At 54.6% G+C, this 16383-nt stretch carries 11 protein-coding genes and 1 pseudogene; 9 read left to right on the forward strand and 3 right to left on the reverse strand.

All coding sequences use genetic code 11. From position 1 onward, the window contains the following. A pseudogene (locus tag ACEQU8_RS02020) lies at window positions 1–1429 on the reverse strand (hypothetical protein); the annotation flags it as partial. Between the two features lie 356 nt (window positions 1430–1785). Between ACEQU8_RS02020 and ACEQU8_RS02025 the strand changes: the two are divergent. The 5 genes from ACEQU8_RS02025 to ACEQU8_RS02045 all read left to right on the forward strand — a co-directional run bounded on the left by ACEQU8_RS02025 (window position 1786) and on the right by ACEQU8_RS02045 (window position 10025). Further along, on the forward strand, window positions 1786–4644 hold the full coding sequence (locus ACEQU8_RS02025) for a 2-oxoglutarate dehydrogenase E1 component (protein WP_370261118.1): 2859 nt from the start codon (window positions 1786–1788) through the stop codon (window positions 4642–4644). A gap of 67 nt (window positions 4645–4711) precedes the next feature. Then, window positions 4712–6010, forward strand: coding sequence for a 2-oxoglutarate dehydrogenase complex dihydrolipoyllysine-residue succinyltransferase (gene odhB / locus ACEQU8_RS02030; protein WP_370261119.1), 1299 nt, complete (start codon window positions 4712–4714; stop codon window positions 6008–6010). A gap of 12 nt (window positions 6011–6022) precedes the next feature. Continuing rightward, entirely contained in the window at window positions 6023–7459 is a 1437-nt protein-coding gene (gene lpdA / locus ACEQU8_RS02035; protein ID WP_370261120.1) for a dihydrolipoyl dehydrogenase, read from the forward strand. Window positions 7460–7534: 75 nt separating this feature from the next. Continuing rightward, the gene (gene zapE, locus ACEQU8_RS02040) at window positions 7535–8626 is read left to right on the forward strand and encodes a cell division protein ZapE (RefSeq protein ID WP_370261122.1); all 1092 of its coding nucleotides are present in this window, start codon (window positions 7535–7537) and stop codon (window positions 8624–8626) included. A 124-nt stretch (window positions 8627–8750) separates the two neighbouring features. Continuing rightward, complete coding sequence (locus ACEQU8_RS02045) at window positions 8751–10025, forward strand: hypothetical protein (RefSeq protein WP_370261123.1); 1275 nt, start codon at window positions 8751–8753, stop codon at window positions 10023–10025. Window positions 10026–10081: 56 nt separating this feature from the next. Here the strand turns inward: ACEQU8_RS02045 and ACEQU8_RS02050 are convergent, their stop codons facing one another. Next, window positions 10082–12457 carry a Tex family protein gene (locus ACEQU8_RS02050; RefSeq protein WP_370261129.1) on the reverse strand — a complete coding sequence of 792 codons (2376 nt, stop codon included), beginning with the start codon at window positions 12455–12457 and terminating at the stop codon, window positions 10082–10084. Here ACEQU8_RS02050 and ACEQU8_RS02055 point away from each other — a divergent pair. The 3 genes from ACEQU8_RS02055 (at window position 12437) to ACEQU8_RS02065 (ending at window position 15196) form a co-directional block, all read left to right on the forward strand. Further along, the gene (locus tag ACEQU8_RS02055; protein ID WP_370261131.1) at window positions 12437–12862 is read left to right on the forward strand and encodes a hypothetical protein; all 426 of its coding nucleotides are present in this window, start codon (window positions 12437–12439) and stop codon (window positions 12860–12862) included. The two genes, ACEQU8_RS02050 and ACEQU8_RS02055, sit on opposite strands and share 21 nt — an antisense overlap. Window positions 12863–12973: 111 nt before the next feature. After that, window positions 12974–13183: a YdcH family protein gene (locus ACEQU8_RS02060; RefSeq protein WP_370261124.1), complete on the forward strand. Its 210-nt coding sequence runs from the start codon at window positions 12974–12976 to the stop codon at window positions 13181–13183. Window positions 13184–13234: 51 nt separating this feature from the next. Next, entirely contained in the window at window positions 13235–15196 is a 1962-nt protein-coding gene (locus tag ACEQU8_RS02065) for an ATP-dependent DNA helicase (protein ID WP_370261125.1), read from the forward strand. Between the two features lie 31 nt (window positions 15197–15227). Here ACEQU8_RS02065 and ACEQU8_RS02070 read toward each other — a convergent pair whose 3' ends face one another. Next, window positions 15228–16076, reverse strand: a complete 849-nt coding sequence (locus ACEQU8_RS02070; RefSeq protein WP_370261127.1) for an outer membrane protein assembly factor BamD — start codon at window positions 16074–16076, stop codon at window positions 15228–15230. Window positions 16077–16191: 115 nt separating this feature from the next. Here ACEQU8_RS02070 and ACEQU8_RS02075 point away from each other — a divergent pair. Next, on the forward strand, window positions 16192–16383 hold a 192-nt coding region (locus tag ACEQU8_RS02075; protein ID WP_370261128.1), incomplete at its 3' end, for a S4 domain-containing protein.

Here is a 16383-nt window from a genome sequence, read left to right on the forward strand (position 1 = left end):
TGATGTGCTTGAGGCAGGCCTGCGCTGTAGCAATCAGGTTCGGGTCGCCAGGGGGGCCCAGGCAGCGCTGAAGCAGGGGGTTGTCGGCCCACCAGCGGCAGTCATTCGCCCGCTCGTAGAGGTTTCTGTCCATCAAGTCCATGGCCAGCATGGCGCAGGCTTCCAGTTCATCCTCGATGCGATCAAAGGCGCGCTGCTCAAGGTCTTTTAAGGTCCGTTCAAACAGTTGCTTGGTTCGCTCGCCGGCGCGGCTGATTTCCCAGAGCAAGGTTTTGCTGAATGAGTCCCCAAGCCCAGTGTCGTTTTTTTTCTGCCCAAGGTTGCCGTTCCAAACACTTCGGTTAAGTTGAGTCTGGATGTGCTCCGCCTGGCTTCGGAATTGGCAAATTTCTTCCTTGATCAAACCCTCACGGGCTTGAAGGGCAGGGCGGTTGACATCAACCCCGCTGGTTTCGTTGGGTTTGAAGGCTTGATGCACTGGCACCATGGCAAAACCCATCCAGCCGGGTCCCATATAGCCTTGATAGCCGCGGGTGCTCCTGCAGCAGGCCAGGTAGCTCACCGAGCCGATTCGTGCAATTTTCCAGGCTCCATCCCCCGCCAGTTGCAGATTCAGACCTGCCGGAACCTGATGGCTGTCGCTGGACATCAACACCCGCATTTTCTCATCAGCGATGCCGCAGACCGTCCAAGGCAGATCCTCAAGGCTGTTTATTCCGCTGCGGATGCCGAGTACCTTTTGGAACAGCGTTTCACCTTCCTGTTGCAAATTGAATTGCAAGGCAACAAAGCCCACAATCTGTCCCTGTTGCTCGCATTCCCAGGCGTACACCAAATCACTGCTTGCATCGCCCACATCCAGCAGCGGTCCATGTCGCTCGATGTAGGGTGTGGCGCTGTGGGCCACGGCCTTGGGCAGCCAGGTGGCTGCACTTCCCGCTGGGTATTGGCCCGCCATGTCGCATTGCACCACCCCGGCAGCGTCCAGCAGCACCACGTTGCGGTACACGGTGTACTTTTGAGCGTAGCTTTTCAGCCTAGCCACGGTTAGCTCGCCCGGGCCCCGAATGATGTCTTCGCTGAGCGTGGGGTCTGTGCACAAAAAGCCGATGTCAGCCGTGCGTTCAAATAAATTCCGAACCAGCACATCGATTGCATTTTGAGCTTTGCACTCAAGTTGCTGCGCTGCATCGTCAATCGATTGTTCAATTAATTTGTTGCTGAGGCTTTCTGAGAGTGTTTTGAAGTGCTGCCTGGTAATTGAAATCTCGGTGCCCACCCGCGTCAGTTCTCCAAGCAGGCTCAAATTGTCCCAGCTGCTTTGAAGTTCTTTCATGTCATCAATCAGCGCATTGACCGGGTCGATGTGTTTGGCCAAGGCAGCCAACTTGCCCGGTACTTCAATGCCGCGGTATTTCAAGCCTTGCATGTAACCCTCCATTGGATACCCCTTGATCCTATGGGCTGCTTTTTGTGGCTTCATCCCCATAAGGAGTGAAAATGGCGCGGTTGGGTGAAGGCCCGTCGTACCCTGAAAACCACAGAAATTCAATGCATCCTGACTCGGGGTTTAGGGTTGGGCCTCTAATCTGATATGCTTTTGCCTTAACTCTTAAAGCGGCGTAAATGCTGTTTTTTGCTATCTGGCGGTGGGCAGGAGTCCTAAAGCCAGACGGGGAGTGCGGTTTAACCCACGTGTGTGTGGATTCGGTCCGAAAGCGGTAGCTGCGGTCGAGTCCGAACCCCACATCTTGAACGAGAAACTCGGATAAAGGTGAAGCGCAAATGATGCGATCTTTTCAGCAAAACTCGTATTTGTTCGGGGGCAATGCGCCCTATGTCGAAGAAATGTACGAGGCCTACCTGGACAACCCAGGCTCCGTGCCCGAAAAATGGCGCGCCTACTTTGATCAAATGCAATTGGTGCCTTCTGCGCACGGTGACGTGAACGAAAAAGACGTTGCCCATGCGCCAGTGGTGCAGTCGTTTGCGCAACGAGCCAAAAAAGGCTTCCTACAGCCGCAAATCCAGACCGCCGACCTGGAGGTGGCCAAAAAGCAGGTTCATGTGCAGTCTATTGTGGCTGCTTATCGCTTTTTGGGCTCCCGCTGGGCCGACCTCGATCCGCTCAAGCGTCAAGAGCGGCCGGTCATTCCAGAGCTTGATCCCGCCTTCTATGGCCTCACCGAGGCCGATATGGACATCACTTTCTCGGCCACGAACACATACTTCGGTCAGGATCAAATGACCCTTCGCGACATCGTGAAGGCGCTGCGCGACACCTACTGCCGCTCCATCGGCATCGAATACATGCACATCGGCGACCCGGCTCAAAAACGCTGGTTGCAAGAGCGTATCGAGACCAATTTGGGCAACCCCCAGTTGAGCAAAGAACAAAAGCTTCGCATTCTTGAGCGCCTTACAGCTGCTGAGGGGCTTGAGCGATACCTGCACACCCGTTATGTGGGTCAAAAGCGGTTCTCCCTCGAAGGCGGCGAGTCTTTTATTGCTTCGCTTGATGAGGTTATTCAACGCGCTGGCACCTTGGGTGTGCAAGAAACCGTGATCGGCATGGCACACCGTGGTCGCTTAAACGTGTTGGTGAACATTCTGGGCAAAAGCCCTGGTGTATTGTTCGAAGAATTCGAAGGCAAGCATGCCGATGATTTGCCCGCTGGCGATGTCAAGTATCACCAGGGCTTCTCATCTGACGTGACCACCCCAGGTGGCCCCATGCACTTGTCGCTGGCATTCAACCCTTCACACCTTGAGATTGTGAACCCCGTGGTGGAAGGTTCTGTGAAGGCTCGCCAAGAACGCCGAGGCGACAAGGAAGGCAAGCAGGTGTTGCCGGTGCTGGTGCACGGCGATGCAGCGTTTGCCGGCCAGGGTGTGGTCATGGAAACGCTGAACCTGGTGCACACCCGTGGCTACGGCACAGGCGGCACGGTTCATATCGTGATCAACAACCAAATTGGATTTACCACCTCTGACCCACGCGACAGTCGCTCCACCTTGTACTGTTCAGATGTGGTCAAGATGATCGAAGCGCCTGTGTTCCACGTGAACGGCGACGATCCGGAAGCGGTTATTTTTGTCACCCAACTGGCTTTGGACTTCCGCATGGAGTTCCAGCAAGACGTGGTGATCGACATTGTGTGTTTCCGCAAACTGGGCCACAACGAGCAAGACACCCCTGCCGTTACCCAGCCCTTGATGTACAAAAAAATTGGTCAGCACCCAGGCACACGTGCTTTGTACGCCGAGCGCCTGGTAATGCAGGGCATTTTGAGCGCCGATGACGCTGAAAAAATTGTGACTGACTTCCGCGCAGCCATGGATGAGGGCAAGCACAACCGCGCCGATCCCGTGCTCACCAATTACAAGAGCAAATTTGCTGTGGATTGGTCTCCCTACCTCGGCAAAAAATGGACCGATGCGGCAGATACTTCCGTCCCCTTGTCAGAAATCCGTCGCCTGTCCGAGCGCATCACCACTGTTCCTGAAAACTTCAAGGTTCACCCCCTGGTTCAAAAGGTGATTGCTGACCGCGCTGCCATGGGTCGCGGCGAAACCATGCTCGACTGGGGGATGGGCGAACATCTCGCATTTGCTTCGTTGGTGTCGTCTGGCTACGCTGTGCGCATTACAGGGCAAGATTGTGGCCGTGGTACCTTCACGCACCGCCATGCAGTGTTGCACCATCAGGGGCGCGAGAAGTGGAACGAGGGCACCTACATTCCCCTCGAAAACGTGTCTGAAGGGCAGGCGCCTTTCACTGTCATTGACTCGGTGTTGTCTGAGGAGGCGGTGCTTGGCTTTGAGTACGGCTACTCCACAGCTGAGCCCAACACCTTGGTCATCTGGGAGGCTCAGTTTGGCGACTTCGCCAACGGTGCACAAGTGGTCATTGACCAATTCATTTCCAGCGGTGAAGTAAAGTGGGGTCGTGCTTCGGGTCTGACCATGATGTTGCCTCATGGCTACGAAGGCCAGGGGCCTGAACACTCTTCCGCGCGCATTGAACGTTACCTGCAACTGTGCGCTGAAAACAATATGCAGGTGTGCCAGCCCACCACGCCGGCACAAATTTTCCACTTGTTGCGTCGCCAAATGATCCGCTTGTTCCGCAAGCCGCTCATCATCTTCACGCCAAAATCGCTGCTGCGTCACAAAGAGGCGGTGTCGTCCCTGCAAGAACTCTCCAAGGGGCACTTCCACACCGTGATTGGTGATCAAGGCGAACTGGAGGCATCCAAGGTTAAGCGGGTCATTCTTTGTTCTGGCCGTGTGTATTACGACCTGGTGGCCAACCGTCGCGAACGCAACATCAAAGATGTTGCCATCGTTCGCATTGAGCAGCTGTACCCATTCCCCCACAAGTCACTGAGTGCCGAGCTTCGCAAGTACCCCAATGTGACCGATGTGGTGTGGTGTCAGGACGAGCCACAAAACCAAGGCCCATGGTTCCAGATCCAGCACAACATTCTGGAAAACCTCACTGAAGGCCAACGTTTGGGTTATGCCGGCCGACCAGCCTCCGCTTCACCTGCGGTTGGCTATTACGCCAAGCACAACGAGCAGCAAAAGTCGCTCATTGATGCCGCGTTCGGCAAGCTCAAAGGTTTTGTAATCACCAAATAACACACACGCGGGCAGGTGAGTTTTTCCCTGCCCGCCTTTGACAAAGAATCAAAAAGGAAAATATTCCATGGCAATCGTAGAAGTGGTCGTACCACAACTGTCCGAATCTGTCGCAGAAGCCACACTTTTGAATTGGTACAAAAAGCCCGGCGATGCAGTCAAGCGCGACGAAAACCTGATCGACATTGAAACCGACAAGGTGGTGCTCGAAGTGCCAGCCCCATCTGCCGGCGTGATTGTAGAAGTGCTTTGCGAAGACGGTGCCACTGTGGTGGCTGGCCAGTTGCTCGCCAAAATTGACACCGAGGCCTCTGCCGGTGCCACGGCAGCCCCAGCCCAAACCAAACCCGCTGAGCAAAAAGCCGAAGCAAAGCCTGCAGAAACTGCCCCCGCGGCGGCAGCCAAGGGCGGTACGGTGGATGGTTCTGTGGCCATGCCCTCGGCTGCAAAAATGATGGCTGAAAACAATCTGAAGCCCGAGCAGGTGAGTGGTTCCGGGAAAGACGGCCGCATTACCAAAGGCGATGTTGTCAACACGCTAAGTGGTGCCAGCGCTGCCCCAGCGGCAAAGCCTGCTGCTGCGCCGGCCTCTGCGCCAGCCGCCAAGCCAGCCAGCCTGCTGCCCGAGGTGAAGGCGCCGCTTGATCCATCCACGCTCATCGAAGGTCGCCCCGAACAGCGTGTGCCCATGAGCAGGCTGCGCGCGCGCGTGGCGGAGCGTTTGGTTCAGTCGCAGCAAACCAACGCCATTCTGACCACGTTCAATGAAGTGAACATGAAGCCAGTGATGGATTTGCGCGCCAAGTACAAAGACAAGTTCGAAAAAGAGCATGGCGCCAAGCTGGGCTTCATGGGCTTTTTTGTGAAGGCCGCAGTGGCAGCACTCAAGAAGTACCCCGTGTTGAATGCCTCGGTAGACGGCAATGACATCGTTTACCACGGTTATTTTGACATCGGTATCGCAGTGGGTTCCCCACGTGGTTTGGTGGTTCCAATTGTGCGCAACGCAGACCAAATGAGCATTGCCGACATCGAAATGAAAATCGCTGAGTTTGGCCAGAAAGCAAAAGACGGCAAGCTGAGTTTAGATGAGCTCACCGGCGGTACATTCTCCATTTCCAACGGTGGTGTGTTTGGTTCCATGTTGTCCACGCCCATCATCAACCCACCTCAGTCGGCGATTTTAGGTATTCACGCCACCAAAGACCGTGCTGTGGTCGAGAATGGTGAAATCGTGATTCGCCCAATGAACTATCTGGCCATGAGCTACGACCACCGAATCATCGATGGTCGCGAGGCTGTGCTGGGCTTGGTGGCCATGAAAGAGGCCCTGGAAGATCCAGCTCGCTTGTTGCTGGACCTGTAAGGAGGACGATTCATGAGCACTCAATACGACGTGGTAGTAATTGGCGCAGGCCCGGGCGGTTATATTGCCGCCATTCGGGCCGGGCAGTTGGGCATGAAGGTGGCCTGTATAGAGGGCAATGCCTACGACGATCCCAAAGGTGAGCCTCGCCTGGGCGGAACCTGCTTGAACGTTGGTTGTATTCCTTCCAAGGCTTTGTTGGCCTCTTCCGAAGAGTTTGAAAAAATCCAGCATCACGCCGAGGACCACGGCATTACGGTCACCGGCGCGAAGATGGATGTGGCCAAAATGATCAAGCGCAAAGATGACATCGTCACCAAGATGACCGGTGGCATCCAGTACCTGTTCAAAAAAAACAAGGTCACGCTAATCAAGGGCTGGGCCAGTTTTGCTGGCAAGGCTGACGGTGGTTTCGAGTTGAATGTGAAGTCCGCCAACGGCGAAGAAAAAGTAAGCGCAAAGCAGGTGATCATCGCCACCGGTTCAAAGGCTCGTCACTTAAAAGGCATTGAAGTTGACAACCAAACCATTTGCGACAATGAAGGCGCCTTGAAGTTTGGTGCTGTGCCCAAAAAGCTGGGTGTGATCGGCGCAGGTGTGATTGGCCTCGAACTGGGCTCTGTTTGGCGACGCCTCGGAGCTGATGTGACTGTGCTGGAAGCCATGCCCAATTTTTTGGCGGCTGCCGATGAGGGTGTTGCCAAAGAGATGCAAAAGATCTTCACCAAGCAAGGTCTGAAGATGCACATGGGTGTCAAAATCGGCGACGTAAAGTCGGGCAAGAAAGGGGTGTCTGTGGCATACACCGACGCCGATGGCAAAGAGCAAAAACTCGATTGCGACAAATTGATTGTCTCGGTCGGGCGGGTGCCTAACACCGATGGTCTGAACCTGGAGGCGGTTGGTTTAAAAACGAATGACCGCGGGCAAATTGATGTAGACGCCCACTGCCAAACCTTGGTGGCCGGTATTTACGCCATTGGTGACGTTATTCGTGGTGCCATGTTGGCCCACAAGGCGGAAGAGGAAGGCGTGATGGTCGCCGAGATCATGGCTGGCCAGGCGGGTCACTGCAACTACGACACCATCCCCTGGGTTATTTACACGTCTCCTGAAGTGGCTTGGGTCGGTAAAACCGAGCAGCAGCTCAAAGAAGAAGGTCGAAAGTACAAGGCTGGGCAATTTCCTTTCATGGCCAATGGCCGGGCATTGGGTCAAGGTGATGCACAAGGTTTTGTGAAGGTGCTGGCAGACGCCACCACCGACGAAGTGCTGGGTGTCCACATCATCAACAGTCACGCCTCAGACCTGATTGCCGAGGCGGTCATGGCCATGGAGTTTAAAGCCTCCTCGGAGGACATTGGACGCATTTGCCACGCTCACCCCAGCTTGTCTGAGGTGGTGAAGGAAGCAGCTTTGGCCTGCGACAAGCGTCAGTTGAACGGTTAAAATTGCGCTCAGTCCCCCTTTGCAACAACGGCTGGTGAGTTTTCATCAGCCGTTTTGTTTATTACCCATTGCATCGTGAACGTTCAGGAATATTACAAAAAAACTTTGGCTGAGCGCGGTTACCAGTCAGACGCGGCCCAGCAAAATGCTGTGGACCGCATGCAGGTGTTCTACGACGAGTTTGTAGAATACAAAAAGGCCCGCAGCAGTGTGATCAAAAAATTCATCAATCGACCCGCAGTACCCAAGGGGCTCTACCTGTGGGGTGGTGTTGGCCGTGGCAAAAGTTTCTTGATGGACTGCTTTTACAATTCCGTCACCGTGCAACGCAAAACACGTTTGCATTTTCATGAATTCATGCGCGGTGTGCACGCCGAGTTGGATGATCTGAAAGGCGTGCAGGACCCCCTGGTGGAAGTGGCTGCTCGCATTGCCAAGCGATACCGCCTGATTTGTTTCGATGAGTTTCATGTGTCGGACATTGCCGACGCCATGATTCTGCATCGACTTCTGGATGGTCTGTTTGCCAACGGCGTTACGTTTTTGATGACGTCCAATTACAAGCCCGACGATTTGTACCCAGACGGGCTACACCGCGATCGCCTGATGCCCGCCATAGCCCTACTCAACAAGCAGTTGGACGTGATCAATGTGGATGTGGGGGTGGACTACCGCAGACGCACACTGGCGCAATTGAACACTTACTTGATGCCACTCACAGAGGCGTCGGATGTTCAATTAAAAGTGGATTTTGAACGTTTGGCTGAAGTGGCCGATGAGCCGGCCGAGTTGCACATTGAGTCCCGAGTCATCAAGGCGGTGCGCCGGGCAGGCTCGGTGGTTTGGTTTGACTTTCCAACACTGTGTGGTGGTCCGCGCTCACAAAACGATTACCTTGAAATTGCGAGCCAGTTTCAAACCGTGATCCTCAGCGGCGTGCCCAAAATGGGTGCCGGCATGGCCTCCGAAGCGCGCCGATTCACTTGGCTGATCGATGTGCTTTACGACCACAAGGTCAAACTTATTATGTCTGCCGCAGTGGAGCCCGAGGAGCTTTACACCGAAGGCGCCATGGCCCACGAGTTTTTCCGCACAGTCAGCCGAATCGTTGAAATGCAGTCCAAAGAGTATTTGGATGCGCCTAAGAGAAACGCTGTTTCGCTGTAGGTGTAGCTGTCTTTCTCGGAGATTACTTTCTTTTCCTGATTTGCTTGTTCAATCGACTTCTGAACTTGTCCCTTGTTGGTGTTACTCAAATTGTAGGAGTAATTTTTCAACTTGAGGGGTGGATGTGCGTAACGTCGAAAATTCAAGAGAACACGATGTCGGGGTTCAGGGCTCAGGGGCAATAAATTGGTCGTCAAAGGGTGAGGGGGTAGACGGTCCTTACGAGGTGGGAGGGGGCGACGGCCCTGTCAATCTCGAGGTAAGTACCCAGTATGACGAAGAGACCGGCGAAACAACAATTCTTGGTCACGGAAGTGTTCAGCTCAATCCAGCTGAGCCTAGCCAAAACGTAGAAGTTAAACTGGTGGTGGATAGGCACGGTCGGGTCGAGGCTTCTGTTCGTGTTGATGGGAAGCCAGTGACCGACGAAGAGGCCTCCAAATTGGTCGAGACGGTTGCTGAACAAATTGCTTGGGCGCTACGAATGCAAGGCGCTGCGCACGACAGCAACACTGTTCACCAGGCCCTAACTTCCATCGGGGAGTCTGGGGAGTCTGTGGTGCAAGTGACTCCTGCCGAAGATGGGACCACTCAGGTTGTACTCACCGACAATTCGCTTGCTCAGGCGGAAAGTCTTGCATCGACTGATAGGGCAGCTCGGGAGCAGGAGTATGAAAGGGACACTCAAAACCTAAAAGCTGGGCAAACATTTTTTGGTGGCAGTTCAGCGCAATATGCTTCACACATGGCCACCTCAGGAGGTAGTGTCGATGATGGTGTTATTCACAGTGAGGCTCTGAACAATCTGGCCAAAAACCGCGATTTCGCCTATCGCTCTCAGGGAAATGTTGAGGGCGATTATTTTTCTGAAACACCTCAGGGTACCATCATGGCCGAGGTGTCTACCGCCGATCGTCGGCCCGGCTTCTGGAACGGCAATAGGGCTGAAATTGCGTTCAAAAAACAGTTCAAGGGTGGGGATGCAACCTCGTTCCGAAGCTTTTTTGATGTGCACTCTGGAACCAATTTCAGCATATTTCAGTTGTTCAACAATGCAGGCGGCGATGGCTTTCCAGAGGCGATGGTCAAGGTTGTCGATGGCACTTTGGTATTGGCTGGTAGGGCGTTTCGAGGTAAAAATATTGTGCTAGGTCAACTGCCCCCGGGCAAGTTTGGGATAGATGCCAAATTTGTCAACGGCAAGGTGAGTGTGCAATTGCTCAGCGAGTCTGGGCAGCCAATTGGCCAGGGCTTTACGGCACAAGTGACCAAACCTGGGGGGACTTTTCATTACAGGGCGGGCCCATATTTCGATGGGCACAACAACAAACAATTTGGCGCGGACATGAAAAACATCACTGCCAAAGTAGAAATTATTGACCCTGTGATGGGCGGTTAAACACTTTAAAAGAAGCGGGTTCGCGGCGGCTATGCAGCGAACCTCTTCCCCCTCGGTTAGCGGCTTCGTTTCGCTTTTGCAAAAGCCGCGGCCAAGGCATTTCCAGCGAAGTTCTCTTTCTGTTTGCCAGCCCCTGGGTGGTTAAACCTGTGCGCTGTGTTGCCCCCCCTGTTCGCGCTGGGGGCATGGTTGCCCTGGTGTTTCGTTGGTTCGTCTGCCAATCTCATGGTGAGTGAAATCCGCTTGCGCGGAATGTCCACCTCCAGCACTTTGACCTTCACCACCTGCCCAGTTTTAACCACGGTGTGTGGGTCCTTAACAAAGGTGTTTGACAAAGCCGATACGTGCACCAAGCCATCTTGATGTACCCCAATGTCTACGAACGCGCCAAAGTTGGCCACATTGGTGACCACGCCTTCTAAGGTCATGCCGGGTTTGAGGTCGGCCATGGTGTGCACTTGGTCGTCAAATTTAGCGGTTTTAAAGCTGGGGCGGGGGTCGCGGCCAGGTTTGTCCAGTTCCACCAAAATGTCTTGCACCGTGGGCAATCCAAAACGCTCGTCCACAAACTCGCCGGGTTTGAGTGTTTTAAGCACTTCTTTGTTGCCAACAAGACTGCCCACCGGCTTGCCGGTTTTTGCAGCCATTTTTTCAACCACAATGTAGGCTTCCGGGTGAACGGCTGAGGCGTCCAAGGGGTTTTCTGCGCCGTGAATGCGTAAAAAGCCAGCGGCTTGCTCAAAGGTTTTTTCGCCAAGGCGCGGCACTTTTTTCAGGTCTTCACGGCTCTTGAACTGTCCGTTGGTGTTGCGGTAACCCACCAAGGCTTTGGCCACGGTGCTGTTTAAGCCTGATACCCGGGCGAGTAACGCTTCTGAGGCGGTGTTGACCTCTACACCCACGGCGTTCACGCAATCTTCGACCACGGCATCCAGGCGGCCACTGAGTTGCCGCTGGTCTACATCGTGTTGATACTGGCCCACACCGATTGATTTTGGGTCGATTTTGACCAACTCGGCCAGTGGATCTTGCAGGCGCCGTGCAATTGAAACAGCTCCTCGCAGACTGACATCGAGTTCAGGCAATTCGGCGCTTGCCAAGGCCGAGGCAGAGTATACCGAGGCACCCGCCTCGCTCACCATCACTTTGACGGCTTTCAGGTCTTTGTGACGGGCCAGCAAATCGGCAGCCAATTGATCGGTTTCGCGGCTGGCAGTGCCGTTGCCAATTGCGATCAGCTCCACCTTGTGTTTCATGCACAAGGCGGCCAACACCGCGATGGACTCATCCCATTGGCGTCGTGGCTCATGGGGGTAAATGGTGGTGGTATCCACCACTTGCCCCGTCGCGTCAATGACAGCAACTTTCACCCCCGTTCTTATGCCAGGGTCCAGACCCATGGTGGGTTTACCACCCGCTGGCGCAGCAAGCAGCAGGTCTTTCAGGTTCTTCCCAAACACGGCAATGGCCTCGGCCTGTGCAGCGTCGCGCAATTGGCCGATTAGTTCAGTCTCTAACGTGCCTGCCAATTTGATACGCCACGTCCATCGGCAAACCTCGCTTAAAAATTTGCCCCTTGGTGTTTCGTCCCGGTCAATGTTGTGTAGGCGCGCAATTTCGGATTCAAAGGGGTGGGGGGCACGCGGGTTTTCAGCTTCCCAAACCTCGGGCAAGTCCACCTTCAAGGTGAGAAAGCCCTGCTCCCGCCCCCGCAGCATGGCCAACACACGGTGCGATGCGATATTGGCCAGAGGCTCCTGATGCTCAAAATAGTCCTGAAATTTAATGGCTTCGCTGGCTTTTTCTGGAACCACGGCGGCTCGAATGGATCCTTCGGCATTGATGCGGGCGCGCAACAGGGCAAGCAGCGCAGCGTTTTCAGAAAACTGCTCGGCAAGAATGTCTTTTGCACCGTCCAGCGCAGCTTTGATGTCGCTGATTTGATGTTCGGGGTTGATAAACTGCGCGGCCAAAAGCTCTGGCACGGCTGTGGGGTCGTCTAAAAGCGCATCGGCCAACGCTTGCAAACCGGCTTCCCGTGCAATTTGTGCTCGGGTGCGGCGCTTGGGTTTGTAGGGCAGGTACAGGTCTTCCAGGGTTTGTTTGTTGGCCGCCTGTTCAATGGCGTTTTTTAGTTCGGGGGTCAGTTTCCCCTGGCTTTCAATACTTTCCAGGACCACAGCACGGCGTTCTTCAAGCTCGCGCAAATAAACCAGCCGCTCTTGCAGGTCACGCAAAACAGCATCATCCAGCCCGCCGGTGGCTTCTTTGCGGTAACGGGCAATGAAGGGAACCGTTGCGCCTTCGTCAAGCAGGGCAACTGCAGACTGGATTTGTGTTTGTGCGGCACCCAATTCCTGGGCCAACTGGGCGATAATTCGTGTTTGTACAAGCGACATGGATGCGTATTTATGTGGTTTTTGTTCGAGCAGGGCATTGTGCCACAGCTTTTGAGTCAGCTTGCCCGCAGGTGCAACGCCTTGGCGGGCGCGGTTTGGGCCTTGGGCCGCCTGGTTTTTGCCGCGGTGGCAACCCTCGTGCTGGCGGCCTGTGCAAGCTCGGTGCAATTGCGGGCGCAGCCGCCTGCTCCACCGGCAACCCTGGAGGAAGCGAAGGCCTACGTGGCCAGCCGCGAGCGTGTCATGGAGCATCTGGAATATGAATTGAACCAGCAAAGCATCGCCTGTTACAAACGTTTTTTTGTGGCAAGCTGCTTGGACGATGTGCGTTTGCAGGGTGCGAAATTGCGACGTGCACACCTGGAGGTACAAGGACAGGCAGACGACATGATTCGGCTGGACGAGTATGCCAAGCGCCAGGCGAGGCAAAGGCAATAGTAATGGCGCACGCACTTGGGTGATGCCGTGCGGGTCGCCTGTGGAGTACCACATCGCTTGGCACTACAATCGAAAACATGATGGATTTGCGTGCGGAGGCACACAGGCAAGATGGTTTATACCGAAGACAATGAGTCGATCAAACGCCGCATCGTGGAGTTGCAGGTCGAGCATCGCGACCTAGACCAAATCATCGCCATGTTGACCGCCCAGCCCGGTTTTGACCAATTGCAGGTGCGTCGCCTCAAGAAGCGCAAACTTCAAATCAAAGATGCAATCACCCTGTTGCAAATTCAACTAGAGCCCGACATTCCGGCTTGATGCACCGCGCATACATGTTTTTTTTCGCACAGATTTTCTCCGAGCCCGCGCATGTCTGAAATCACACAGCCTGTGTTACAGGCTTTCTCGGCAGATGGCGAATTGGCTCGGGCTCTGCCTGGCTTTAGTGCTCGGCATTCGCAATTGGCCATGGCCAGCGCTGTGGAACGTGCCATCGAGCAGCGTTCAGCCTTGGTGGTTGAGGCGGGCACAGGCACGGGCAAAACCTTCGCCTATGTGGTGCCAGCCTTGTTGTCTGGCAAACGGGTGTTGCTTTCTACAGCCACTAAAACCTTGCAAGACCAATTGTTTGCCAAAGATTTGCCTTTGGTGCGCCAAGCGCTGGGCTTGCCTCTTCAAATTGCCTTACTCAAAGGCAGGCAAAATTATGTGTGCCATTTTCACTTGGAGCGGGCGCTGCGCGAGGCGCGCTTGCCAACACCCAGGGAGGTAGATCACCTCCAAAAGGTCAAGTTGTTTTTGGGTCGTACTCAAACTGGCGACCGTGCGGATTGTGCCGGGGTTCCCGAAGATTCCGCGGTGTGGAGCTGGGTGACGTCGAACAAAGACAATTGCCTTGGAGGTGAATGCCCGCATCTCAATGATTGTTTTGTGAACAAGGCACGCCGGGACGCGCTGGACGCTGACGTGGTGGTTGTAAATCACCATTTGTTTTTGGCCGACCTGGCTCTCAAAGAGGAGGGCGTTGCTGAGTTGCTGCCCGCCTGCGATGTGATTGTATTTGACGAGGCGCATCAACTGCCCGACATTGCAACCACACTTCTTGGTCAAGCGGTTTCTACGTCGCAGTGCCTGGAGTTTTTACGCGATGTACTGATAGAAGGCCGCTCATCGAGCGCAGATGCCGGTGATTGGGACGCTGTGTTGCGCCCCATGGAATTGGCCTTAAAAGAGCTGCGGCGCTTGGTGGGCATTGAGATTGAAAGTGCTCGTTTAACCCAAGCGCAGTTCATGGCATTGCAAGGCGTACAGGTGGTTTGCCACGATTTTGAAGAACGCTTGGAACGCCTCATCGAAATGCTAAGCCCTTTGTCTGCACGCAACGAGGCCTGGGTGAAATTGTTGGGTCGAGCCAGCGAATTGTGCCTGCGCTGGCAAAACTGGTTCTTGAGCGATACCCAGGATGCACAGTCGGTGAAGTGGGTCAGTGTGAGCGCCCATGCGGTGCAGCTTTGTGATTCACCTTTGGATGTTTCCAATGCCTTTGCGAAGCTATACGCAGAGCAGGCCAAGGCCTGGGTGTTCACCAGCGCCACGTTAAGCATTAAAAATGATCTTCAGCACTTCACCCTTCAAGTGGGTTTGGATGCGTGTGAGCAATTGCTGTTGCCTAGCCCTTTTGATTATGAATCTCAGGCCTTGCTGTGTGTGCCAGAAAATCTGCCGTTTCCCAACGAACCCCAGTTCAGTGTGAAATTGGCCAAGGCCGTGTGGCCTTTGCTTGCAGCCAGCGATGGCGGGGTTTTCTTTTTGTGCACCAGTCATCGGGCTGTTAAGCAGTTGGGCGAATATTTCCTTGAACGCATCAGCGAGGATTCGCTCGATTGGACTTTGTTGGTGCAGGGCGAGGCCTCTCGGGCTGAGTTGTTAGAGCAGTTTCGGGCGGCTTCCAAGCCAGTGCTGATTGGCGCGGCCAGTTTTTGGGAGGGGGTGGATATTCGCGGCGAAGGTTTGCGCTTGGTCCTCATTGACAAGTTGCCATTCGCCCCGCCAGATGACCCGGTGTTTCAGGCCAAAGGCGAGTTGATTCGTCGGCAAGGGGGCAATCCATTTCAAGATCTGTCTTTGCCTGATGCAGCCATTGCGTTGAAGCAGGGCGCTGGGCGGCTTATTCGTGATGAAACTGACTGGGGCGTGTTGCTGATTGGCGACCGGCGCTTGGTCGAGAAGGGCTATGGAAAATTGTTGTGGCGAAGCCTGCCACCGTTTAAGCGCACCCGTGACTTGGGGGTGGCTGTAGAATTCATGAAAGAAAAACGGGGCTTGAAGTAGCCCCGTTTTTGGCTTGGTGTAAGCGGGGCCGTCAGTCTTTCCAGACTTGCCACCACTTGGCCTCAACCTTGTCGGGCTCGGGCAGGTCCATGTTCCAGTAAGGGCTGTCTTTGAAGTTCAGATTAATCACTCGCTTGGTGTCTTCAGCCAAAGGTTTCATGTCCAGTTTTTCGTAGCACCGCAGGCTGATGAACAGGGCTTCTTCAATCGAGGGAGTCTGTTCAAATCGCCGGATTACCTCTTGAGCACGGTTGAGCGCAGCCAGGTAGGCCCCGCGACGGTAGTAGTAGCGCGCGACATGTAGCTCGTTTTGAGCAAGCGCGTTGACCAGGTACTGCAGACGCGATTTGGAATCGTCGTAGTAGCGACTGTCTGGAAAACGGGTGACGACTTCTTTAAAAGCATCGAATGCCGCACGCGTGCCTTTGGGGTCGCGCGCGCTTTGGTCTTCGCCCGAGAGCAATGCAAAAATGCCTTTGTCTTCGTTAAAGCTGATCAGCCCGCGAAGGTAGTAAACGTAATCCAGGTTTTGGTGGTTCGGGTGTAGTTTGATGAAGCGCTCGGTGGCAGCCAGGGCTTGAGCGTTATCGCCCGCTTTGTAATGCGCATAGGCGGTGTCAATTTGGGCTTGCTGGGCAAAACGACCGTAGGGGTACCGGGATTCAAGCTTTTCAAGCAGTTCGATCCCACGTTGGTAGTTGCCGACGTCGATTTCGGCCTTGGCTTCTTCGTACAGCCTGGCCGGGCTCCAGCCCTCGGTTTCGTCGAATTGTTTGGTGTTGCCACAGGCGGCCAGAACAAATACCAGCGCGGCAAGCAGCAATAACTGAGATAATACGCGCAGGCTTGGGCTGCGCCATGTTTGAATGGTGTGGTTCATGGGCTCTGTTAACTAGCGGCGCCCCAACAATGGGGCTTCGGTACCAACTCATTATATCGGGCAATGCCCCTGTGGCCCAAGCGCCTTCACCAATTGACAAAAATCGATTCAATTCATGAACTCAGGTAATCAACCCCAACCCGTCTCAGCCGATGGCGCAGTCGCTCTTACAGCGACGGTGAGCATGGCTCAGTCCGGACAACGTCTTGACAAGGTGGTGGCAGAACTTTTTCCTCAGTATTCGCGCTCACGTTTGCAAACCTGGTTGAAGCAGGAGCGAATTCTGGTCAATGGCGTGGCAGCCACC

Source organism: Limnobacter sp. (assembly GCF_964228395.1).
Taxonomy (GTDB): domain Bacteria; phylum Pseudomonadota; class Gammaproteobacteria; order Burkholderiales; family Burkholderiaceae_B; genus Limnobacter.